The 24,652-nt window shown below is 47.9% G+C and carries 18 protein-coding genes and 1 pseudogene; 18 read left to right on the top strand and 1 reads right to left on the bottom strand.

Annotated elements, in window-relative coordinates; genetic code table 11:
- Positions 1-26 precede the first annotated feature (26 nt).
- Positions 27-3,119: an isoleucine--tRNA ligase gene (ileS, locus tag BBG47_RS17035; RefSeq protein ID WP_065292683.1), complete on the top strand. Its 3,093-nt coding sequence runs from the start codon at positions 27-29 to the stop codon at positions 3,117-3,119.
- A 348-nt stretch (positions 3,120-3,467) separates the two neighbouring features.
- Positions 3,468-3,791 carry a DUF5665 domain-containing protein gene (locus BBG47_RS17030; protein WP_414813124.1) on the top strand — a complete coding sequence of 108 codons (324 nt, stop codon included), beginning with the start codon at positions 3,468-3,470 and terminating at the stop codon, positions 3,789-3,791.
- Here BBG47_RS17030 and BBG47_RS17025 read toward each other — a convergent pair.
- On the bottom strand, positions 3,785-4,531 hold the full coding sequence (locus BBG47_RS17025; protein WP_065292682.1) for a TraR/DksA C4-type zinc finger protein: 747 nt from the start codon (positions 4,529-4,531) through the stop codon (positions 3,785-3,787). The two genes, BBG47_RS17030 and BBG47_RS17025, sit on opposite strands and share 7 nt — an antisense overlap.
- A 182-nt stretch (positions 4,532-4,713) precedes the next feature.
- Between BBG47_RS17025 and lspA the strand changes: the two genes are divergently transcribed.
- From lspA to BBG47_RS29970, 16 genes and pseudogenes are all read left to right on the top strand, one after another.
- Positions 4,714-5,226: a signal peptidase II gene (gene lspA, locus BBG47_RS17020; protein WP_065292681.1), complete on the top strand. Its 513-nt coding sequence runs from the start codon at positions 4,714-4,716 to the stop codon at positions 5,224-5,226.
- A 26-nt stretch (positions 5,227-5,252) separates the two neighbouring features.
- Complete coding sequence (locus tag BBG47_RS17015; protein WP_065292680.1) at positions 5,253-6,215, top strand: RluA family pseudouridine synthase; 963 nt, start codon at positions 5,253-5,255, stop codon at positions 6,213-6,215.
- Positions 6,216-6,410: 195 nt separating this feature from the next.
- Entirely contained in the window at positions 6,411-7,664 is a 1,254-nt protein-coding gene (locus tag BBG47_RS17010) for an LL-diaminopimelate aminotransferase (RefSeq protein WP_065292679.1), read from the top strand.
- 357 nt (positions 7,665-8,021) lie between these two features.
- Positions 8,022-8,564, top strand: coding sequence for a bifunctional pyr operon transcriptional regulator/uracil phosphoribosyltransferase PyrR (gene pyrR / locus BBG47_RS17005; protein WP_065292678.1), 543 nt, complete (start codon positions 8,022-8,024; stop codon positions 8,562-8,564).
- A gap of 5 nt (positions 8,565-8,569) precedes the next feature.
- On the top strand, positions 8,570-9,478 hold the full coding sequence (locus tag BBG47_RS17000) for an aspartate carbamoyltransferase catalytic subunit (RefSeq protein WP_065292677.1): 909 nt from the start codon (positions 8,570-8,572) through the stop codon (positions 9,476-9,478).
- Positions 9,479-9,578: 100 nt separating this feature from the next.
- Positions 9,579-10,853 (top strand): annotated as a pseudogene (locus BBG47_RS16995) (dihydroorotase).
- Positions 10,854-10,934: 81 nt separating this feature from the next.
- A complete protein-coding gene (gene carA, locus BBG47_RS16990; RefSeq protein WP_065292676.1) occupies positions 10,935-12,065 on the top strand; it encodes a glutamine-hydrolyzing carbamoyl-phosphate synthase small subunit in 1,131 nt (376 codons plus the stop codon).
- 1 nt (position 12,066) lies between these two features.
- Positions 12,067-15,285 (top strand): carbamoyl-phosphate synthase large subunit, encoded by a 3,219-nt coding sequence (gene carB / locus BBG47_RS16985; protein WP_065292675.1) that lies wholly within the window; start codon positions 12,067-12,069, stop codon positions 15,283-15,285.
- 134 nt (positions 15,286-15,419) lie between these two features.
- On the top strand, positions 15,420-16,160 hold the full coding sequence (gene pyrF / locus BBG47_RS16980) for an orotidine-5'-phosphate decarboxylase (protein ID WP_065292674.1): 741 nt from the start codon (positions 15,420-15,422) through the stop codon (positions 16,158-16,160).
- Positions 16,160-16,798, top strand: a complete 639-nt coding sequence (gene pyrE, locus BBG47_RS16975) for an orotate phosphoribosyltransferase (RefSeq protein ID WP_065292673.1) — start codon at positions 16,160-16,162, stop codon at positions 16,796-16,798. Before pyrF ends, pyrE begins: the two co-directional genes overlap by 1 nt.
- 232 nt (positions 16,799-17,030) lie before the next feature.
- On the top strand, positions 17,031-17,903 hold the full coding sequence (locus tag BBG47_RS16970; protein ID WP_021256726.1) for an ABC transporter ATP-binding protein: 873 nt from the start codon (positions 17,031-17,033) through the stop codon (positions 17,901-17,903).
- Positions 17,866-18,987 (top strand): efflux RND transporter periplasmic adaptor subunit, encoded by a 1,122-nt coding sequence (locus BBG47_RS16965; RefSeq protein WP_021256725.1) that lies wholly within the window; start codon positions 17,866-17,868, stop codon positions 18,985-18,987. Before BBG47_RS16970 ends, BBG47_RS16965 begins: the two co-directional genes overlap by 38 nt.
- Positions 18,987-21,851, top strand: coding sequence for an FtsX-like permease family protein (locus BBG47_RS16960; protein ID WP_065292672.1), 2,865 nt, complete (start codon positions 18,987-18,989; stop codon positions 21,849-21,851). The genes BBG47_RS16965 and BBG47_RS16960 overlap by 1 nt, the downstream gene beginning before the upstream one ends.
- Before the next feature lie 3 nt (positions 21,852-21,854).
- Positions 21,855-22,730 (top strand): ABC transporter ATP-binding protein, encoded by an 876-nt coding sequence (locus tag BBG47_RS16955; protein WP_021256723.1) that lies wholly within the window; start codon positions 21,855-21,857, stop codon positions 22,728-22,730.
- Between the two features lie 4 nt (positions 22,731-22,734).
- On the top strand, positions 22,735-24,213 hold the full coding sequence (locus BBG47_RS16950) for an ABC transporter substrate-binding protein (RefSeq protein WP_065292671.1): 1,479 nt from the start codon (positions 22,735-22,737) through the stop codon (positions 24,211-24,213).
- 115 nt (positions 24,214-24,328) lie between these two features.
- Positions 24,329-24,493 (top strand): hypothetical protein, encoded by a 165-nt coding sequence (locus BBG47_RS29970; protein WP_175400557.1) that lies wholly within the window; start codon positions 24,329-24,331, stop codon positions 24,491-24,493.
- Positions 24,494-24,652 lie beyond the last annotated feature (159 nt).

Here is a 24,652-nt window from a genome sequence, read left to right as displayed (position 1 = left end):
ATGTATCGAAGAAAGGAAGTATCACTGTGAGAAAAGTTGATGTCAAAGAACGCGCCCGGGAACGGGAGCTACGTGTATTGGCGAAATGGAACGCGGAAGATACATTTGCCAAGTCCATCGAGCATCGCGCAGACAAACCTAATTTCGTATTTTATGAAGGACCGCCTACAGCAAACGGAAAGCCTCATATTGGGCACGTGCTTGGACGTGTAATTAAGGACTTTATTTGCCGCTACAAGACAATGTCCGGCTATCGTGTCGTGCGTAAAGCGGGCTGGGATACACATGGTCTACCTGTAGAGCTTGGTGTTGAGAAGCAGCTTGGCATTTCTGGCAAACAGGAAATTGAGAACTATGGGGTAGAAGCATTCGTTAAAAAATGTAAAGCGAGTGTATTCGAATATGAGAAGCAGTGGCGTGAGCTTACGGAAGCGATCGGGTACTGGACGAATCTCGATGATCCATACATCACGCTTGATAACAACTATATTGAAAGTGTGTGGCACATCCTGTCCACGATTCATAAAAAAGGATTGTTGTACCGTGGGCACCGTGTAAGTCCATATTGCCCATGCTGCCAAACGACACTCAGTTCGCATGAGGTAGCACAAGGCTATGAAACGGTTAAGGATTTATCTGCAACTGTGAAGTTCAAGCTGCATGACAATGGCGAATATGTGCTTGCTTGGACAACCACACCGTGGACATTGCCAGCACACGCTGCACTTGCGATGAATCCGAACATGGATTATGTTCGCGTTCAGCAAGAAGACGGTGTATATATCGTTGCGAAAAATCTGGTTGAAGATGTGATGCAGGGCGAGTACAAGATCTTGTCTGAGCATAAAGGCTCTGAGTTCATTGGCAAGACGTATGCTGCTCCATTCCCATATGTTGTGCCCGAGAAGGGACATCTTATCGTCGCTGCTGATTTCGTAACAGATTCCAGCGGTACGGGTATCGTTCATATGGCCCCGGCTCACGGTGAAGACGACTACAAGAGTTGCCGTGAGAACGGAATTAGCTTCATCAGTGTTGTGAATGCCCAAGGCCGCTATAACGATGAGATTACTGATTTTGCAGGCCGCTTCGTGAAGGATTGCGATATCGACATCGTGAAGAAGCTGTCTGAGAACGGAACCTTGTACTCCAAAGAAAAATACGAGCACAGCTATCCATTCTGCTGGCGCTGCAAAACGCCGCTTCTCTACTATGCGACAGAATCGTGGTTCATTGAGACGACAGCGGTTAAAGATCAATTAATAGCAAATAACAGCAAGGTCGACTGGTACCCTGGTCATATTCGCGAAGGCCGCTTCGGCAACTTCTTGGAAGACTTGGTGGACTGGAATATTAGCCGTAACCGTTACTGGGGCACACCGCTAAACGTATGGGTATGCGGATCCTGTAAAGGTGAATACTCGCCAGACAGCCATCAAGACTTGCGCGATCGTGCGACGATGCCGGTAGATGAGAACCTGGAGCTGCATAAGCCATATGTGGATGAAGTTAAGCTGCACTGTCCGCATTGCGAACACGGTGTGATGGAACGTACGTCAGAAGTTATTGACGTATGGTTCGATAGTGGTTCGATGCCATTCGCTCAGCACCATCATCCGTTCGGAGATGAGAAGAAGTTCGAAGAACAGTTCCCTGCAGACATCATCTGTGAAGGAATTGACCAGACTCGCGGCTGGTTCTTCAGCTTGCTCGCTGTTGCAACACTGTATAAAGGCATAGCGCCATACAAGGCCGTTATCTCAACGGGTCACGTGCTCGATGAAAATGGACAGAAAATGTCCAAATCGAAGGGTAATGTTATCGACCCATGGGATATTATCAATGAGTACGGTACAGATGCATTCCGCTGGGCATTGCTGTCGGATAGTGCACCTTGGAACTCGAAGCGCTTCTCGAAGCAAATCGTAGCAGAAGCGAAATCCAAAGTAATTGATACGCTTGTGAACACGCATGCCTTCTATGCGTTGTATGCTTCCATTGATCAATATGATGCTAGTGCATATGAAGAGCGTCCGTCGAACAACAAGCTGGATCGTTGGATCTTGTCTCGCTTGCATACGCTGATCGCAAGTGTAAGCAAAGGACTGCAAGCGAATGACTTCTTGAATCCGGCAAAAGCTATCGAGTCTTACATCGATGAGTTGAGCAACTGGTACATCCGCCGTTCCCGTGACCGCTTCTGGGGCAGCGAGATGACAGAGGACAAATTGTCCGCCTACCAAACGCTTCGCCGTGTTCTGCTCACGTTGTCCAAACTTATCGCGCCATATGCACCGATGATTGCAGAAGACATCTACATGAATCTTGGCGGCACAAGCGAGAGTGTGCATTTAGCTGACTATCCTGTTGCAGATCAAGCCTTGATAGATGCCGAATTGGAACGCGATATGGAAACAGCTCGTGAAATCGTTGAGCTGGCACGCAACGTACGTAATGAAACAGGCATCAAAACGCGTCAACCGCTGTCTGAGCTTATCGTGTCCATGGATCGAGAGTTCCATCTGGAGGCTTATGAAGAAGTCATCAAGGAAGAGATCAATGTGAAGGAGATTCGCCTCGAGACAAGCGACTCCGGCTTTGTTGATTTCACATTGAAGCTTAACCTCAAAGTAGCCGGCAAGAAATACGGCAAAAATGTCGGTGTCCTGCAGGGCGCTCTGAAGTCGATGGCTGCTGAGGACACTCGTCGTATCGTCGAATCCGGTGTATGGAACTTCACGAACCAAGACGGTGAGAGCTTCGAGGTGACACGTGAGGAGCTTCTGATTGAGAAGCAAGCGAAATCTGGCTTCGCATCAGCATCAGGTTATCAAATTACAGTCGCATTGAATACGGAGATTACGCCGGAACTCGAGCAAGAGGGCTGGGTTCGCGAAGTTGTTCGCGGTATCCAAGACTTGCGCAAGAAGCTTGATCTGCCAATTGAGAAACGGGTCGATATCGTTCTGGATGTCGATGCGCAATTGCAAGCGGCGATTCAAGCGTTCGAGTCCACACTGCGTGATAACGTACTCGTTGCGAACTTGTCGTTTGGTTCTCAAGAGGGTATGGAATCCGTTGATTTGGGGCAGAAGACGATCCGTGTCGCAATTGCGTAACAGTTCCTGCGTATAGATGTTTCCAATTCAGGGGAATCTATAGTGGTCGTTAATCGCGGACGAGTATAAGAGGGGAGAGCGTTGACCTTGCAGATGGATAATCCATCTGTTCGGTCACGCTCTTTTTGCGATATAAGGGGATGCAGTACATCGGCTTTCACAGAGGAGGAAATGTCTGTCATGACAGAGCATGATTCGAACAATTCTACAAATCCGCATAACCCAAGTGCCGAGCGTGAACAAACAATAATTCAACAAGAGGATGATACTCGCATAACCAAGGGTAAGGAGCAACTGACGGATTCGAGTTCATTGGATACCCAGGGAGAATCGAAAGCAGGCAGCTCGATCACCTCTCCCCAAGATGAAGAAGATGCTAAAAAAATGATGAAGAGCATTCATGATTATACGCTGCAAATCGCACAAGCGATGGAGAAGTCTAGAATTTCAGAATACAATGAATTGCTGTTCAATCCGCGCAAGCTGATCTGGGTGAATCTCATGGGTGGAGCGGCCCGCGGTGTTGGAATTGCGATTGGATTTACGCTATTTACGGCTATCATTGTCTACATTTTGCAATATTTAGGGGCGCTCAATCTGCCTATCATCGGTGATTTTATCGCTGACATTGTACGAATTGTTCAACATCAGCTTGATGCGAAGTTCTATTGACTCCCATCGTAATCGGCATCATATTCTTGATCAGGCTCGAATAACCCGACGCCCTCTTGGTTATCCATATATTGACGATATTGACGATTGCGAACGATAGTTACATGGCGTCCTGTCATATCCGTAGCGACAAAGCTCTCATAGGCTTCAACACAGCCATCGAGTTCTTCGGATGCTTCGATGTAGAGATTGCCGTAATCATCGACGTCGCGTTCTTCATGCATGGCAGGTGTATTGGATGTCCCCCAGGACTCGACTATTTGCCAAGCATCTTCACCGTCGAAGCCATTTTGCGTATCTTCGTCAAGGCTAGTCCTCCCGAATGGAGGCATAAGAAACTGTTCTTCGACCGGCCGACGTTCGGACACAATCTGCTCAGGGGAATGCTCGACGCAATACATCGTGGAAGGGACGGCTTCAAGACGTTCATAAGGGATGTCTTTGCCGCATACAACACACTTGCCGTATTGTCCCATATCCATGCGGGATAGGGCAGTATCAATGCGTTCAAGCAATATTTCATCGTGCTCATTTAGTGCGATGTCCTTACCGCGCTCGAACATCTCAGTACCAACGTCCGCGGGGTGATTGTCCAGTGTGGACAGCTCTCCTGTGTTTTCACGTAAGGAATTGGACAGACCATAATGATCTCCGTGATGAAGACGGCGCTCGATCTGAGCCTTGGATTGCAGCAATTGTTGTTGCAAGCTGTTTAATTGTTCAGAGGATAGTCGATTCATTCGTGCAGAACGCTCCTTTCGAGTTGGCGTAACTTATGTCTAGCATGTGCAAGTTGAAGGACGTTCCTGCGTGGTAAATGGCGTAGGCGTTGGATTGGTTTGGGTTCGGCTCCTGTGATACAATGAGCACAGCTTCAAGTTCTTTCACACTTAATAAAAATTAAATGAGGTGACTGTGGCACGTGTGGTACTATATTATCGCCTTTATCGTTTTGCTGATTGATCAAGTAAGCAAATGGATGATCGCTACGAATTTGCAACTGAGAGAAAAAATTTCGGTAATCGGTAACTTCTTCTTGATTACGTCGCATCGGAATACGGGGGCGGCCTTCAGCATTTTGGAAAATCAGCGCTGGTTCTTCATTGTCGTTACGACAGTGGTAGTAATCGGACTTGTATGGTATATGCAGAAGATTAAACATCAGAGTGGGGTCATATTGCCACTGGGACTCAGCTTGATCTTAGGTGGGGCGATCGGCAATTTTATCGACCGTCTGCTTACAGGGGAAGTTGTTGATTTCCTGCAGTTCAATTTCGGGTCGTACACGTTCCCAATATTCAATGTAGCGGATATGGGAATCTGTATCGGTGTAGGACTGGTACTGCTTGATGCGCTCGTAACCGTGAAGCGGGAGAATCAATCCGGCACGGGTACACCTGCAGAACAACAAGATCATTCATCGAACCAAGCATAGGATTAGCATAGAGGGGATTGTAAGCAATGACAGAAGAACATCAAATGCAAGAACAAGCAGGGGACGAAGGTCGAGAGCCATACATATGGACGGTCGAGTCGGCTAATGCGAAAGATCGGATCGACAAATTTATTACAGAGTCAATTGAAGAAGAGGTTTCTCGGTCACAAGTACAACTATGGATACGTGATCAGCATGTGCTCGTGAATGGTAATCCAGTGAAGCCGAACTATAAAGTAGCAGCCGAAGATGTCATCACACTGACAATGCCTGAGCCGGAGTCTGCTGATATTGTAGCTGAGGATATTCCGCTGGATGTATATTTTGAAGACAAGGACGTTATTGTAATCAATAAGCCGCGCGGTATGGTTGTCCATCCAGCACCAGGACATACGTCGGGGACGGTTGTTAATGCATTGATGTTCCATTGCCATGATTTGTCTGGTATTAACGGCGAACTTCGGCCTGGAATTGTTCACCGCATTGATAAGGATACATCAGGCTTGCTGATGGCGGCCAAGCATGATCGCGCACATGTTCACCTTGCAGCACAGCTGAAAGAGCACTCGGTTACTCGGAAATATGTGGCGCTTGTGCATGGGAATGTGCCTCATGATCAAGGAACAATCGACGCCCCAATTGGGCGTGATACCCATGATCGGAAGATGTACACCGTAACCGAGAATAACAGCAAGCATGCGGTAACACATTTTAAGGTGATGGAGCGGTTCGGGGACGCGACCCTTGTTGAATTGCAATTGGAGACAGGCCGTACACATCAGATCCGTGTGCATATGAAATTCATTGGTCATCCTCTTGTCGGGGATCCAATGTATAGTCGAGGGACACGCGGTCTGACTATGAATGGACAGGCATTGCATGCCATGACGCTAGGATTCGTACATCCTACAAGCGGGGAGACGGTGGAACTTCATGCTCCGCTTCCTGAAGACATGGAAAACTTGCTTCATTCCATTCGCAATAGATAGTTGTTTTACAGTCGTAATTATGCAAATCAACCCATGATATTTAGTTGCAAAACAGTATATAATCTAATATTCGTGTAAAAAAAGTGCAAATTGTATTGAAGATCGTTCATTCCTTTCGTCGTCATTATCAAGCATAGTTAATACATTGGCATCATAACCGATATAAGACTGGTGCAGGAGAAGGGGCTGGATAAGATGACGACAGAATTTTATCAAAACACATATATTCAACATACATTTGCAGAGCGAATTGGCGGAGCCAATTACGGAAAAGACACGAATATCTACAAATTTGAAAAGATTAAACGAGCTAAGGCTGCTGCCAAATTACAGTTCCCTGATGTGGAATTGATCGATATGGGTGTCGGTGAACCGGATGAAATGGCTGACGCAGGTATCGTGGCTGCATTGGCAAAAGAAGCGTCCAAGCCCGAAAACCGCGGTTACGCTGATAATGGCATTGCAGAGTTTAAGCATGCTGCGGCAACCTATTTGAAAGAAGTATTTCAGGTCGAAGGGATTGATCCAGATACTGAGGTGCTTCATTCCATTGGTACGAAGCCAGCGCTTGCGATGCTGCCTTCCTGCTTCATCAATCCAGGGGACATTACGATTATGACGGTTCCTGGCTATCCGGTAATGGGTACGCACACGAAATATTTAGGCGGAGAAGTGTATAACATTCCACTTACGGCGGACAATAACTTTTTGCCTGATTTGGATGCTATCCCTGAAGAGGTGTGCCAACGGGCCAAGCTGCTCTATTTGAACTATCCGAACAATCCAACTGGAGCAGTAGCGAGTGTTGAGTTCTTTACCAAGGCCATTGCTTGGGCGAATCAGCACAAGGTCATCATTGTACATGATGCCCCTTACGCAGCGTTGACCTATGACGGCAACAAGCCGCTAAGCTTCTTGAGCGTACCTGGAGCGAAGGACGTTGGGGTTGAGCTCCATTCCTTGTCCAAGTCGTACAACATGACGGGATGGCGCATTGGCTTTATTGCCGGCAATCCACTTATTGTGAAGGCATTCGGTGACGTCAAGGACAATAACGATTCCGGCCAGTTCATCGCGATCCAGAAGGCAGCGGCATACGGCCTGGCTCATCCAGAGATTACGGAAGCGATCGCTGACAAATACTCTCGCCGTCATGACCTGCTGGTTGCAGCACTTAATGAAGCGGGATTCCGTGCCGTTAAGCCGCAAGGTTCCTTCTTCCTCTATGTTGAAGCGCCAAAGGCGGTGCAGGGCGGGCCAGAATTCAGATCGGCTGAGGACTTCTCCCAATATTTAATTCGAGAGAAGTTAATCTCGACAGTGCCTTGGGATGATGCAGGAAGCTTTATTCGGTTTTCGGTTACGTTCCAAGCCCGGGGCGAGGCGGAAGAGAAGCGTGTAATGAGTGAGCTCAAGCGCAGACTTACCGATGTTGAATATATTTTCTAAAATTTATGTGAGTACTATTGCTTGACATGGATCGTGAGAAGTGGGATAATCCAGTTAATCAAATAAGACCTTTAAATCAGTCCCGTGAGACTGGCAAGGTAACGCTCGTTTACGAGAAAGAACACGTGAAGAGCGGAAGGAAGAAGCATGTCCGTTAGATGCCGAGAGCTATGATGGATTGCGAAGAGCTTCTACTTCTGCGCTGTAGCTTCATGCAGCTTCTTTCGGCGCATATCGTGAATGCACACAACTCCTTGCCTACGGGCAAGGAGTTTTTTTGTATCTGCGCACACTATCGATATACAGCCTAGTCCTTACTCGAGTAAGGGCGGGAATACGGAAGGAGACAAAATCTAAATGAGCAAGACCGAATTCAATATCATTATGGATGAAGCAGCGATTCGACGAGCACTTACACGGATTGCACACGAAATTCTCGAACGAAATAAAGGCATTGAAAACTGTGTACTTGTCGGAATCCGGACAAGAGGGATCTTCTTCGCAAGGCGCATTGCTGAACGAATCCAACTGATTGAGAATGTGAACATTCAAGTCGGAGAGCTGGACATTACGAGATATCGCGATGATAAGAAGCGGGAAGAACGGGAGGCGGCAGACATTAGCGAGCCATTCCCAATACAGGATAAGAAAATTATCTTGTGCGACGATGTGCTCTATACGGGACGGACGATTCGCGCAGCAATGGATGCACTAATGGATCAAGGCCGACCGCAAATGATTCAGCTGGCGGTCCTGGCAGACCGAGGGCATCGGGAATTGCCGATTCGACCTGATTATGTTGGTAAAAATGTACCGACTTCACGCACCGAAGAGATTGAAGTTGCCTTGAAGGAATTAGACGGCATCGATGAAGTGAAAATCGTACACCACAGGGGGTAGCAGCAATGACAATACAGTTGGAACGTACGGTAAAAGACCGCAGCTTACTGGGCTTAAAGTCACTAAGCAGATTCGAAATCGAATCCATATTGAATCGAGCCGCACATTGGGATGGGCAGGGTGCTAAAGTACAAGATGCATTAAAAAATAAATTTGTAGCCAACATGTTTTTCGAGAACAGCACGCGCACCCGCTGTTCGTTCGAAGTAGCCGAGAAGCGTCTGGGTGCAGAGGTTATCAACTTCTCTGCATCCTCCTCGAGTGTAGAGAAGGGCGAATCAATCTACGATACGGTTCGAACACTCGAATCTATGGGTATGGATGCAGGGGTTATCCGCTTGAAGCCGATTGGGCTCTTGGAACAAATTGCGGAACGCGTCAAGATGCCGCTGATCAACGCAGGCGACGGGAATAATGAGCATCCCACACAGGCACTCCTAGACCTGTACACAATGCGCAAGCATTTTGGACAGCTAGATGGACTGAATGTCACGATAGTCGGAGATATTGAGCACAGCCGAGTGGCACGCTCTAATTTATACGCGCTTCGCAAGTTCGGAGCGAACGTAAGCTTCTGTGCACCGGATAATATGCGTGCTCATGATTTGGATGCACCGTATGTGACGATGGATGAAGCGCTGCAGTCAGATGTAGTCATGATGCTTCGCGTACAGCTTGAGCGTCATGAATCAGAAGTGATGCACTCGACAGCGGCGTACCGGTCAGAGTATGGCATGACGCTTGAACGCGTCGCATTGATGAAGAAACATGCGATTGTTATGCATCCAGCCCCTGTCAATCGCAATGTAGAAATTGATGACGAGGTCGTTGAAGCAGAACAGTCGCGAATCTTCGAGCAAATGGCAAACGGGGTTCCCGTACGGATGGCAGTACTGGAGCGAGCACTCTCATAGGAATCACTTCTTATATAGAAGAAATCGATAGATTGAAATTGAAAGATACCAACCAGATGGACGAACACTTCACAATTGCACCGTAAGGAGAGAGAAACCGATGATCGTATTAACAAATGCAAAGATATTAAATACCGAAGGCGAATTGGTGGACGCTAACATTTGGATGGAAGAAGGCGTCATCCGTCGGATTACGAATCGCGAAGAAGCAGCTCCAGCGGGAGCAGAAGTTCATGACATCGAAGGCAAATTCGTATCGGCAGGCTTCATCGACATGCACGTTCATTTGAGAGAGCCTGGCTTTGAACATAAAGAAACGATTGCAACAGGTACTCACTCCGCGGCAAAGGGTGGATTTACAACAATCGCATGTATGCCGAACACGCGTCCAGTCACAGACACACCAGAAACGGTACAACTTATTCTCGATAAAGCAGAGCAAGAAGGCTATGTGAAGGTCTTGCCTTATGGCTCGATTACGAAGAGTGAGCTGGGAAGAGAGCTTACAGACTTTGTAGCCTTGAAAAATGCTGGTGTTGTCGGCTTCACTGACGATGGGGTTGGTGTACAGAATGCCCAAATGATGAAGGATGCGATGAACTGGGCCAAGGAACTGGGCATGCCGGTTATCGCACACTGTGAAGATGATTCGCTAGTTAAAGGTGCGGCAGTAACAGATGGAGAGTTCGCCCGCAAGCATGGATTGAAGGGGATTCCGAATTAATCGGAAGCGATTCATGTAGGCCGGGATGTGCTGCTGGCAGAAGCGACAGGCGTACATTATCATGTGTGCCACGTTAGCACAGAACAGTCCGTTCGGCTTATCCGTCAAGCGAAGCAGTTCGGTGTGAAGGTGACTGCAGAGATATGTCCACATCACCTGCTTCTCTCAGATGAAGATATCCCGGGATTGGATGCAAACTGGAAGATGAATCCACCGCTTCGCTCGCCTCGCGATGTAGAAGCCTGCATTGAGGCGCTGGTAGATGGCACAATCGACATTGTCGTAACAGACCATGCACCACATAGTGAAGAAGAGAAAGCCAAAGGGATGGAGCTTGCACCGTTCGGTATTGTCGGATTGGAAACAGCATTCCCTCTCCTTTATACGAAATTTGTAGCGACAGGCAAATGGCCGCTATCTCTGCTCATCAATCGCATGACAAGCGACCCGGCAAGAACGTTCGGCTTGAATACAGGACGTCTTGAAGAAGGAGCGCCGGCAGACATTACGGTTATTGACTTGGAAACCGAGCATAAGGTGAATCCGGACGAATTCTTGACTAAGGGACGGAATACGCCGTTCACAGATTGGAGCTTGAAGGGATGGCCAGTGAAGACATTCGTAGACGGCCGTCTTGTATGGAGCAAGTAACAAGATTGATAGATAGTCCAATATAGATAGATAAGAATAGCAACGTGAAGTGCACAAGATAGAGAGCGAGGAGTGACGGACATGCAAGCAAGATTGTTGTTGGAAGATGGTACCCTCTTTACAGGAACGGGGTTCGGTGCAGACGGTGAGTCTGTAGGTGAGGTTGTATTTAATACAGGGATTACAGGATATCAAGAGGTATTGTCCGACCCATCTTACTGTGGACAAATTGTAACGATGACGTACCCGCTGATTGGCAATTACGGCATTACGCGCGATGACTTCGAATCCATTCGTCCTTACGTAAACGGGTTCGTCGTGCGCAGACATGAAGAAGTTCCTAGCAACTGGCGCGCTGAGTATTCGGTAGACCGTCTCCTGAAAGAATACGGCATCGTAGGCATCAGCGGCATCGATACGCGCATGCTGACTCGCAAGCTTCGTCACTTCGGTACGATGAAGGGATTGCTGACAACAGGCAAGCAATCAATAGAAGAATTGAAGGAAATGCTAGGTGTTGCGGAATTGATGCGGGATCAAGTAGCACGCACTTCAACGAAGCAGCTGTTCTCCAGCCCTGGTGACAAAGAACGCATCGTTCTTGTCGACTTCGGCGCGAAGAGCGGTATCGTGCGCGAGCTGACAAAGCGCGGCTGTGATGTGGTAGTAGTTCCACATGACACAACAGCAGACGAAATTCGACGCTTGCGCCCTGATGGAATTCAATTGTCCAACGGCCCTGGGGATCCGAAGGATGTGCCGCATGCTGTGAAGATGCTGCAAGAGCTTCTTGAAGAGTACCCAATCTTCGGTATCTGCTTGGGACACCAATTGTTCGCACTCGCTTGCGGAGCTGACACTGGGAAATTGAAGTTCGGCCATCGCGGTGGAAACCATCCGGTTAAAGAGCTCGCAACGAATCGCTGTTATATTACTTCTCAGAACCATGGATATACAGTTCTGGAGGATTCGGTGCAAGGTACGGAATTGAAAGTAACTCATATCAACAATAACGATAAAACAATTGAAGGACTTGCACATGCGAAGTACCCAGCCTTCTCGGTACAATATCACCCAGAAGCGGCTCCTGGTCCTCATGATAGCAGCTACTTGTTCGACCAATTCATTGATATGATTCGAGAGCATAAACGCAATCAACCTAAGACTCCGCGCCAAGCGGAGCTCGTAGCACAGCTGAAAGGGGAACTATAAAATGCCGAAAAATAACGACCTCAAGAAAATCCTTGTTATCGGATCAGGCCCGATCGTAATCGGTCAGGCAGCCGAGTTCGACTATGCAGGAACACAAGCATGTGAAGCACTGAAAGAAGAAGGCATGGAAGTCGTTCTCATCAACAGCAACCCAGCTACGATTATGACAGATACAAATATGGCCGATAAGGTGTATATCGAGCCGATTACTCTGGAGTTTGTAACACAGATTATCCGCCAAGAGCGCCCAGATGGATTGCTTCCGACACTGGGTGGCCAGACTGGCTTGAATATGGCTATGGAACTTGCTCGTGCAGGTGTGCTTGAGCAAGAGAACGTGAAGCTTCTCGGGACGCAGCTGGATTCCATTGAGCGCGCAGAAGACCGTGACTTGTTCCGCGACCTGATGCGTGAACTGGAGCAGCCGGTACCGGAAAGTGTTATTGTCAACTCGGTACAGGAAGCAGTTGACTTCGCAAATACGATTGGGTACCCAATTATCGTCCGCCCTGCTTATACGCTTGGGGGTACAGGTGGCGGTATTTGCGCGAACGAAGAAGAATTGCGCGATACGGTTGCATCAGGTATCCGCTACAGTCCAATCGGACAGTGCTTGATTGAGAAGAGCATCGCGGGCATGAAGGAAGTCGAGTATGAAGTTATGCGTGACGCGAACGACAACTGTATCGTAGTCTGCAACATGGAGAACTTCGACCCGGTAGGTGTCCATACAGGCGACAGTATCGTCGTAGCACCGAGCCAAACGCTGTCGGATCGCGAGTATCAAATGCTGCGCTCCGCATCACTTAAAATCATCCGCGCACTCAACATTGAAGGTGGATGTAACGTTCAGTTCGCGCTGGATCCACACAGCTATCAATACTACGTCATCGAGGTTAACCCTCGTGTCAGCCGCTCTTCTGCACTCGCTTCGAAAGCAACAGGCTATCCGATTGCGAAGATGGCAGCGAAAATCGCGGTCGGCTACACACTTGACGAAATCATGAACCCAGTTACGGGTCAAACATACGCATGCTTCGAGCCTACACTCGACTACATCGTATCGAAGATTCCGCGCTGGCCGTTCGATAAATTCACACAAGCGAACCGCAAGCTAGGTACGCAAATGAAAGCAACAGGCGAAGTCATGGCCATCGGACGTACATTCGAAGAGTCCATGCACAAGGCAATCCGCTCCCTGGAAATCGGCGTACATCGCTTGATGTTGAAAGGTACGGAAGAGCTGGACAAAGAAACATTGGAATATCGTCTGCAAACACCAGATGATGAGCGCATGTTCTTGCTGGCAGAAGCATTCCGCCGCGGATATACACTGCAGCAGTTGCAGGATCTCTCGAAAATCGACTGGTGGTTCCTCGACAAGCTGGAAGGCATGATCAAGTTTGAAGACCGCATTCGTGAAGAAGAAACACTGTCTGAGCAAACGCTCTACGAAGCGAAGCGCATGGGCTGCACAGACCGCGCGATTGCTGAACTGCGCAGTGAAGGCCAGCCTGGCGGCACTTACACGAAGGAAGCCGAGGTTCGTGACTATCGGGTACAACAAGGCTTGAAGCCTGTCTATAAAATGGTCGATACATGTGCGGCAGAGTTCGAAGCGACAACACCGTACTACTACTCGACCTATGAAGTAGAAAATGAAGTTATTGAATCCAATAAAGAAAAAATCTTAGTACTTGGCTCTGGTCCAATTCGCATAGGTCAAGGTATCGAATTCGACTACTCGACTGTACATGCGGTATGGGCGATTCAAGATGCAGGGTATGAAGCAGTAATCATCAACAACAATCCTGAGACCGTATCAACGGACTTCAACACATCAGACCGCTTGTACTTCGAGCCGCTCTTCTTCGAAGACGTAATGAATGTTATTGAGCAGGAGAAGCCGGTAGGGGTTATCGTCCAATTCGGTGGACAAACGGCTATCAACCTTGCAGCACCGCTGGCAGCTGCTGGTGTGCGGATTCTCGGTTCGAGCTTGGAGAGCATCGATGAAGCGGAAGACCGGAAGAAATTCGAAGCTTTGCTGTCGCGCCTTCATATTGCACAGCCGCAAGGCAGCACGGTAACATCTGTTGACGAGGCAGTAGGTACGGCACAATCGCTCGGCTACCCTGTACTTGTTCGTCCATCCTACGTTCTGGGCGGACGCGCAATGGAAATCGTGTACTCTGACCAAGAACTGTTGACCTACATGGAGCAAGCAGTGAAAATCAACCCTGAGCATCCGGTTCTCATCGACCGCTACATGCTTGGCAAAGAGGTTGAAGTCGATGCCATCTGTGATGGCGAGACGGTGCTTATCCCTGGTATCATGGAGCATGTTGAGCGCGCAGGGGTACACTCCGGTGACTCGATTGCGGTATATCCACCACAGCACTTGTCCGAAGAGCTGAAGCAGCAAATCGTGGATGTTACGATTCGCATCGCAAAGGAACTGAAGACGGTCGGCTTGATTAACATCCAGTTCGTCATCTACCATGACCAAGTATATGTGATTGAAGTGAATCCACGCTCCTCGCGTACGGTTCCATTCTTAAGTAAAGTGACGAACATTCCAATGGCGAATGTGGCAACGAAGCTTATCTTGGGTACGAAGCTGAGTGACCTTGGCTATCAAGAGGGCTTGTGGCCAGAAGATGACCATGTATCGGTTAAAGTTCCTGTGTTCTCGTTCGCGAAGCTGCGCCGCGTTGAACCGACACTCGGTCCTGAGATGAAATCAACAGGTGAAGTTATGGGACGCGACAAGCAATATGCGAAGGCATTGTACAAAGGCCTTATCGGTTCCGGTATGAAGATTCCTTCAACTGGCGCTATCATCTGTACAGTAGCAGATAAGGATAAGGAAGAAGCAGTTGAATTGATGCGCGGTTTCGTGGGCCTTGGCTACAAGATCATTGCGACAGGTGGAACAGCGGTTGCGCTTGAAAATGCAGGTCTGAGCGTGACAAATGTCAAGAAACTGACAGAAGGCTCGCCTAACATTCTGGATCTCATCCGCGGAGGAGAGGCGCACTTCGTTGTCAACACCTTGACGAAGGGCAAAACGCCAGAGCGCGATGGCTTCCGCATTCGCCGCGAAGCAGTAGAGAACGGCGTAGTCTGCATGACATCGCTGGATACTGTACGCGCGCTGCTGGGCATGCTGGAGCAAATCAACTTCTCATCCCGCGCAATGCCGGTTGTTCAGAAGTAATCACTGAAGAAATAGACGAGTATCGTCTCACAATAGAAGCAGAATCGAGGAGGCCGCAAGGCCTCCTCGGAGTATGAATAGGCTATGGACGAAGCTTGGGGCAAGGTACGAGAAAAATACGAAGAGGTGTCACGATGAACAAACGATGGAGCGAGGCAGAAGCGGCGGGCAGAATTATGGTCGCACTGGATTATCCGAATGCAGACGCAGCGAGAGAGCTGCTGCAGCAGCTGCAAGGAATCCCTTGTTATATGAAGGTAGGCATGCAGTTGTTCTATGTGGCGGGCCCAGCGTTTGTTCGCGAGCTGAAGGATAAAGGCTACAAAATTTTTCTTGATGTAAAGATGCATGATATCCCGAACACAGTTAAGGGTGGAGCGAACAGCATCACGAAGCTAGGCGTTGATATGTTCAATGTCCATGCCGGCGGCGGTGCAGCGATGATGGCTTCTGCTATGGAGGGTGTTGAAGCGGCACTGGCTGAAAATGCGGAATTGAAGCGACCCGTCGTGATTGCAGTCACGCAATTAACGAGCACGAATGAAACGGTCATGAATGAGGAACTCGGAATTCCTGGCAAGGTAGCTGACACTGTCGTACGTTATGCGAAGCTGACGAAGCTAGCAGGGCTTGACGGGGTTGTGGCATCGCCTCAGGAAGTAACTGCAATTAAGGCTGCTTGCGGAGAAGAATTCCAGACGATTACGCCTGGGATTCGTCCAGCAGGCAGTGCAAAGGGTGACCAATCCCGTGTCATGACTCCAGCACAAGCATTTGAGCAAGGAACAGATTATATTGTGGTCGGCCGCCCGATAACTGCTGCACCGAATCCACGCGACGCGATTCTATCTATTATGAAGGAGCTGTTGAACTAATGACTACAACGAACCTGGAACGCACAATTGCACAGCATCTATTAAATATCCAAGCGGTAGCGCTTCGTCCAAATGAACCATTTACGTGGACGTCAGGCATTAAATCTCCAATCTACTGCGACAATCGCTTGACGATGTCCTACCCAGAGATTCGAGATGCAATTGCAGAAGGATTTGCTTCCTTGGTGAAACAATACGCTCCTGATGCAGAAGTTATCGCAGGCACAGCTACAGCAGGCATTCCGCATGCTGCTTGGGTAGCGGACAAGCTTGGCTTGCCAATGGCTTATATTCGCGACAAGGCAAAAGGCCACGGAAAGCAAAATCAAATTGAGGGAATCATTCGTCCTGGACAGAAGGTTGTTGTCATAGAGGATTTGATTTCTACAGGTGGAAGCTCCTTGAAAGCCGCACTTGCCGTCAAGGAAGCAGGAGCTGAGCCATTGGCAGTACTGGCGATCTTCAGCTACCAATTGGAAAAAGCAACTTCTGCATTCGAGGAAGCAGGGATTCCACTTCGCACGCTGTCGAACTATACAGCACTGACGCAGACGGCATTGGACCATGGTGTTATTCAAGCCGAAGATATGGATGTGCTCCAAGCATGGCGTCATGATCCAACGACATGGGGCAACTAAGAAGAAAAGAAGGCGAATTTGAATTTGATTTTGAATTCTATTTCTATAGATAACATTTCTTGAAGACCTTTCCTGCATCATGAGGAAGGGTCTCTTTTTTGCTAGAGTCATGAACTGACAAAAGACTACCAAAAAATAATCAGAATATTTGTCATTTTTACAGAAAAACGGTTAAGAACATTGTAACTTTTCACGCAAAACTTTCGTTTATACTTGAGGAGAGTTTGACGTCATGTCCGAGAAAGGGGCAGATATAAGGATGAAATGGCTTCGCAAACGGAAGCAGGCTGACGAGGTCGAGGCTAACGAGGCAACCCCAAATCTCGCAGTGCATAATCAGGACGAGACAGTTGCGAATAATGAGGCGAAATACATAGACGACAAAAAAACATCTTCAGAATGGCCTGAACGTGCGGTTCCTGTCGCTACAGATGAACCTATCCTCGAAGTTCGCGGTGTGGAACGAACCTTCCAAGTGGGCAGTGAGAAGCTTCATGTCCTGAAAGGCATCAATATGCAGGTTAACCCAGGTCAGTTGGTAATGCTGAAAGGTCGTTCCGGTTCAGGGAAAACGACTCTTCTTAACATGCTCGGCGGTCTGGACCTGCCTACAAAAGGCGAGATTTATTTTCGAGGAGAGGAGCTCTCATCTTGGAGCGATAACAAGCGCACCTTTACAAGACGCAATGATATCGGATTCATATTTCAGGCGTTTGCTTTGATGCCGTTGTTATCTGCATATGAGAATGTCGAGCTGTCGCTGCGTATGGCGAACATTCCGCGTCATTTATGGAAGGAACGCGTACAGCATTGTTTGGAATTGGTTGGTCTCGGAAAGCGAATGAAGCACCGTCCGTTCGAAATGTCCGGCGGTGAGCAGCAGCGTGTTGCGATTGCGAAGTCGATCGCGCATAAGCCTCTGTTGCTGCTTGCAGATGAACCTACAGCAGAACTTGATTCACAGATGGGTGCACAGGTCATGGGAGTATTCCGGCAAATTATACGTTCTGAGAAGATCGCAATCTGTATGACAACCCACGATCCTACAATTTTGGAGGTAGCTGATCATGTTTATGAAATGGTCGACGGAAAATTCATCTCATAAGGCAGTAGATAAAAGGAAGAAATGGCGCCGCTCCGCGCTGATATTGATGTGCGGGGTCATGATGCTTACCTCTGCATGTTCCTTGCTTCCAGATGAGGAACAAGAAGAGACGCTGCCGACAATTACGCCGCCAGCAATCTCGAAGAAGCCCGAATATGATGTTATGAAGGGCGAATGGATATCTGATGTGAAGGCAACAGGGAAGGTAATGTCGGAGCAGGAAGAGACGTTCTTCTTCACGCTTGATAATAAGCCTGTCAAGGATGTAAAGGTCAAGAACGGTGACAACGTAAAGGCAGGTCAGGTATTGGCAGTACTTGATGTTGAAGAAATGCAAAGGGATCTGCGTTCGAAGCGGAGAGAGCTTCGCAAGTTGGAAGTGAAGATGAAAGAAACGCTCCGCCAGAAGGATGAGATGGATCCAATTCTATTCGAAGATGAGCAAATCGCATACGAAGAGGCTCTCGAAAAGATTGCGGAAGTAGAAAACGATATTGCAAAAGGATTGGTTACTGCTCCATTCGCTGGAACGGTCGTTAACGTCGCTGCGAAGAAAGGGAATATGACGAAGAAGTATGACCCTGTCGCGACAATCGCCAATACATCCCGATTGGTTGTTACGGTGGATGTACCGAAGGATGATTTGAAGAAAATTGCCCCTGGAATGGATGTTGAACTAAGCATTAATTCGACAGGCAAAATTTTAAAAGGAAAGGTTAAGGCGCTTCCTGCTCCTACATCAGACAAGGACAATGGAGGCAACAACAACAACAACAATCCGGGCGGGGGCAATATGCCTGAACAGGATCGGATTGATAAATATGTAACGGTGACATTGAATGATAAGCTGCCTTCTACAGTAACGCGTGGATCCATGCTTGGTGCGACCATTATTACGAAGAAACGCAGCAATGTTGTCTATATCCCGCCATCCGCACTTCGCACGCTTGGTGCTAGAACCTATGTTCAAGTCGTTGATGACAATGGAAAACGTGAGGTTGACGTGGAAATCGGTGAACAGGATGCAACGAGATTGGAAATCAAAAAAGGACTTGAGCCTGGACAGAAAGTAGTGGGTCGCTAATGGGCATTCCTTTGTTGCGGTTTCTATTCCGGAAAATGTGGAATACCCGCTGGCTTACGTTCAGCACACTTCTAGGGCTCATTGTGGCTGTATCCTTTACAGTCAGCATTCCGATGTATGCTGATGGCGCCTTGAAGCGGGTTGTCTCGAAGACATTGGAGGACAATAGTGCAGCGATGCCAGCCGGCTCGTTGTCAATCAAGTACCAGGCGACAGGTGGAACCAAGACGGATCCGAAAGAATTAAAGGAAGTTGATCGTTACATACGTGAGGATGTGAAGGCGCAGGTTGGGTTTCCAGCTCAAATCTTTGTCAATGCGCGTTCGCTCCGAGGAACAGAAGTTTACCCTGTAGATCCGAGCAAGGTTGATGCCAGCCGGGTTCGAACGATGACGCTTGGCTCTTTATCCGATTTGAACGACCGAGTAGAGTGGACACTGGGTAAGGAATATGAAGATGGCGAGCAGAATGGGACATTGCAGGTTGTCATGATGGAGGAAGCCATGTACCGCAATGATCTCCATATTGGTGACGAGCTTGAATACCCAGTAACCGGCACGGATACCGTGCTGAAGGTGAAGTTGGTAGGTACTTTTAAGCCGAAAGAAGATACGAGTGCTTATTGGTTCCAGGGCTTAGAAGGAATGATGAATTCCTTGTACGTCTCACCGGCAACGTTCGATCATTTGATGGAACAGAAAAAGCTGCCGATCTCTGTATCCAGCTGGTATTATGCGTTTGATCTGCGCGAGGTAAAGACAAGTCAGTTGTCCTCACTTAGCTCTATGCTGGAACGCTTGAATATTGATTTGTACCAGAAGCTGAAGGGAACGCAAGTGGAGATTTCCTTCGCGAAGGTATTGAATGAATTCCGCAGTCAGAGCGTACAGTTGCAAATGATGCTGTTCACGCTTGCTGCACCGATGATTGCAATGGTGTTCTATTATATTGCGATGAATGCAAGTCAATCGCTAGAGAAGCAGCAAAGTGATATTGCTGTGCTGCGAAGCCGTGGAGCAAGTACGCGGCAAATTATATGGCTTTATCTATTGGAAGGAATCATTCTCGGCCTGTTGGCTCTGGCATTGGCCCCTATATTCGGCTGGTTTATGGCGAAGTCAATAGGCTCGGCGAACGGCTTCCTGGAGTTTGTAAATCGGAAGTCTATTCCGGTAGGATTTACGACAGATGCTGTTTTGTTTGGCGTGGCTGCAGTTGTCATTGCCTTGTTCGCAAGCATTATACCAGCAGTAGTCTTCGCTCGTTCATCTATCGTGAACTTGAAGCAGAAGATGGCACGATCAGACCGCAAGCCTGTATGGCAGCGCTGGTTCCTTGATGTCCTGCTGCTGGGCTTGGCGGGTTATGGCTATTACCTGCTTAATGAGAGACAGTTGTTGACATTCCAATCAGGAGTGAGCTCTGATCAGCTGCAAGTACAGCCATTTCTATTTTTTGTGCCGGCACTCGCGATTTTTGCGTGCGGACTGTTCTTTTTACGATTGTTCCCGCTTATTCTTAAAATCGTGCAGTGGATTGGCGGCAAGCTGCTGCCAGTTCCGCTATATTTGACGCTTACGCAGTTGTCCCGTTCTGCCAAGACGTATTATCCGCTTATGATTCTGCTTATTCTTACACTTGGTCTTGGCGTATACAATGCGTCGGCAGCTCGCACGATTGACATTAACTCGACAGAACGCACCTTGTACAAATATGGTACGGACGTCATTGTCCAAACGGTATGGGAATCTGAACAAGAGATTATTAGAGATAAGGATAAAGGCAAAGGAAACAATGGAGGCGGCGGAGGCGGCAATCCAGGGCAAGGTGGTGGTGGCAACCAACCGCCGAAGGCGGGCAAGACGATTTATACGGAGCCGCCGTTCGAGCTCTTCAAAAAGATGCCGGGTGTTGAAGGAGCCGCACGAGTGCTGAAGACGAAGGGGAATGTAATCATTTCCGGACGTTCAATCGGTCAAGGTGAGATTATGGGAATCGACAATGTCGACTTCTCGAAGGTTGCCTGGTTCCGTCAGGACTTGTTCCCAAACCATCCGTTCCGCTATTTGGATGCACTAGGGAAGTATACGGAATCCGCTGTGATTATCCCGAGCAATGTCGCGAAGCAGTATCAATTGAAGGAAGGCGACATCATCTCCATCGGATTTGGGGAGCAGTTGGTTGAATTCGTAATTGTTGGGGTACTACCATATTGGCCGAGTATGTATCCAGACGAGAAACCGTTCTTTATTGCGAACTTAGATTATATTTATGATCAAGTACCAATCACACCGTATGAAGTATGGTTGAAAATGAAGGACAAAGCACCGCTAGGCCCTGTCATTACAGAACTGCAAAAGAAAGGGATAGAAATATTCAGCGTGACGGATGTACGAAGCGAGCTTGCAACACAGAGCAAGCATCCTACCCGGGGCGGCGTATTTGGCATTCTGAGTATGGGCTTCTTAATATCCGTCATTATCTCCTTGATTGGATATTTGTTGTTCTGGTTCTTTAACTTGACAAGACGTGTGCTTCAGTTCGGAATTTTGCGCGCAATGGGGTTGTCGCGCAGACAACTAACCGGTATGCTGCTGCTGGAACAGCTATTTACAGCAGGGCTTTCTATCCTGCTTGGCATTTTGCTTGGGAAGGTGGCGAGCCGCTTGTTCCTGCCATTCCTACAGACGGCAGAAAGCTCCAAGATGCAGGTGCCGCCATTCCGGATTGTATTTGAATCACGAGATACGATCCAGCTGTACATCGTCGTTGGCGTGATGATCTTTACTGGGGCGACCTTGTTGTTCATGCATATTCGTCGTCTACGTGTCCATCAAGCCGTGAAGATGGGAGAGGAGCGTTAATCGGTGATACATTGTGAAGGGCTAGTTAAAATTTTCAAAACAGATGATATTGAAGTTGTTGCCTTGCAAGGGCTGAACTTGTCTGTTAAGCAAGGCGAGCTGATGGCGATTATCGGCAACAGCGGCAGCGGGAAATCGACACTTCTGAACATACTCGGCGGGTTGGATCGGCCATCCGCCGGCTCCGTTCAGGTAGGGAAGTGGGATCTGCTTAAAATTTCGGATAAAGAGCTTGTTGAATACAAGCGGGATACTGTCGGATTTATCTGGCAGAACAATGCGCGCAACTTGCTTCCTTATTTGACGGCGTTAGAGAATGTTGAAGTGCCGATGATGCTGGCCGGCAAGATGGATCGCAAATATGCGAAGGAACTGCTTGAATGGGTTGGGCTAAGTCATCGCATGCACAATAAGCTGCAACAGCTATCAGGCGGTGAGCAGCAGCGGGTGGCCATTGCGATTTCACTAGCGAATCGCCCACAGATGCTGCTTGCTGACGAACCTACTGGATCTGTGGATACGCAGACATCAGATATGATCATGAATATTTTCCGCCGTATGAGTAGGGAATTAGGGGTAACAGTGGTCATCGTAACCCATGATTTGTCGCTTGCAGGGAAGGTGGATCGTGTCGTTGCGATACGTGACGGCTTAACTAGCACAGAATTCATCAAGCGTAATCCGAATTTGGATGCTGGTGGAGGTGAGGAAGGATTCGGGCTTCAGGATCATCATGAAGCCTACGTGGTAGTTGATCGAGTTGGTCGATTGCAAGTGCCAAAGGAGTATTTGGAAGCTCTCGATATTCAAGACAAGGCATCTATGGAATTAGACGGAGACAAAATTATTATCCGCACACCTAAGGAATTGGAGGAGTAACCAGATGAAAAAAAACTGGGTACGTAAATTATTGACGGTTACACTGGTATTGACGATGATTATCCCAATGCTGGCTGCTTGTACGAACAAAGATGAGGTTGTTCCAGGACAAGAGCGAGTATTGCGCATTGGCATGCAGTATGGAGGATATGATGATACCTACTTCCGTCAGCAGTGGACGGATACATTTGAAATTACGCACAAAGGAATCCGTATTGAACTTGTACCAGCACTTGATGGTGCAGATATGCGATATGATAATTCCGGAGATCCGAAGAAACAGCCGGATCGCTATGAAGCGATGAAAAAGCTGCTGAATTCTGCGAATCCAGTTGACATCATCGTCACGGATTCGTTCCAGTTCCGCAAGCTTGTGGAAGAAGGAATGTTGAAGCAGCTTGATCCACTTGTACAGAAGGACAGTATTGATTTGTCTGACTTTGTACCAACGGTTATTGATGGGATAAAAGCAATGGGAGACAACAGCTTGTATGGGCTTGCGCCTACATTCTCCTCAAATGCACTGTTCTTCAACAAGAAGCTCTTCAGTGATGCAGGCATTGCACCGCCAACTGATAATATGACATGGGATCAAGTATTTACGCTTGCGGCGAACTTGTCAAAAGGTGACGGAGCAGATCGTAAGTATGGTTTCAGCTTCAATCGTTATAATGGCTCCGATGTGTTTAGCGATATGATGAATTTATATATTCCGCCATTAAATCTTCGTATGTTCGATGAAAAAGGCGAGAAGATGACGGTAAACACGCCGCAATGGGAAAAAGTATGGACTACGGTAAGTGATCTGGCGATCAAGAAAATCGTCCCACCTGCCAACAGTACTGAAATGCCTGTTCAAACGCCGGAAAATGAAAATCCGTTCGGACATGATAACTTCCTGTCCGGGAAGGTTGCGATGGCGATCGGAGACTATAATTACATTAATACGGAATTGTCAGATGCCATGAAGAATGCTGACAAAATCAAAGGCTTTACGAAGTTTGATTGGGATGTTGTAACCATTCCGTCACATCCAGAATCTCCTGGAGTATCTGGCGGTTCTCAGCTGTATAATATTTTTGCAATCAATCAAAAAGCAGCGAACCCAGACGATGCTTGGGAATTCATGAAGTTTATTAATAGTGAAGATTGGGCTAAGCTTCGTTCCCGCAGCAGTTGGGAAATGGTATCTCGTCAAAAGTACATTAAGCCTAAGGATGGCACTAACATTAATGTCAGTGCGTTCTACAAAACAAAGCCGGTTCCTCCTACAAAGACAGATATGGAGAAGTTCATGATGGACGGAAGCTACTGGCAGATCAATCAGCTTGGTACGGAGTTGATGCAGCAAGTGATCGAGAAGAAGAAATCCGTTGCGGATGCCTTGAAGGAATGGGAAACAAAAGGGAACCAAATTTTGATTCAAGCGAAAAAGAATCCGAACGGTAATGATACTCCTCCAGGAAACGTATACAAGGGTTAATCATCGTAATGCAGGAAGAATCGGTGGCTCCAAGTGAGCTTGCCGGTTCTTTTTTGCACGATTGGGGAATAGTAGGGGAAGGGGAGGGAGCTGATGACAAGAAGAGGGTGATAAAGTGCACTGGGTCTATTGGGGCAAGTTGTACGATTCCAGATTTCAAGCTCGATGTTTGCAGCAGCGGCTGGAGCATGATGCTTGGATTTATGGATATGAGGCAATGAAGGAGATTGAAGTATATCGATCACGTAGAGGAAAATACGGGGTACGATTTCTTCCTTAGCCCATCATGTACAACTTATTCAAACATTTTTAATTTTTCTCTTGACTGAACATATGCAACTATTGTATAGTAATACTTGTCGCTGCTGAAGAAGTTCAGCTGTTGAATCGTATCGCGGGGTGGAGCAGTCTGGTAGCTCGTCGGGCTCATAACCCGAAG

Origin of the sequence: Paenibacillus sp. KS1 (assembly GCF_001680695.1) — a bacterium.
GTDB classification, from domain to species: domain Bacteria; phylum Bacillota; class Bacilli; order Paenibacillales; family Paenibacillaceae; genus Paenibacillus_B; species Paenibacillus_B suaedae.
This window is presented reverse-complemented; position numbering and strand designations above follow the sequence as displayed.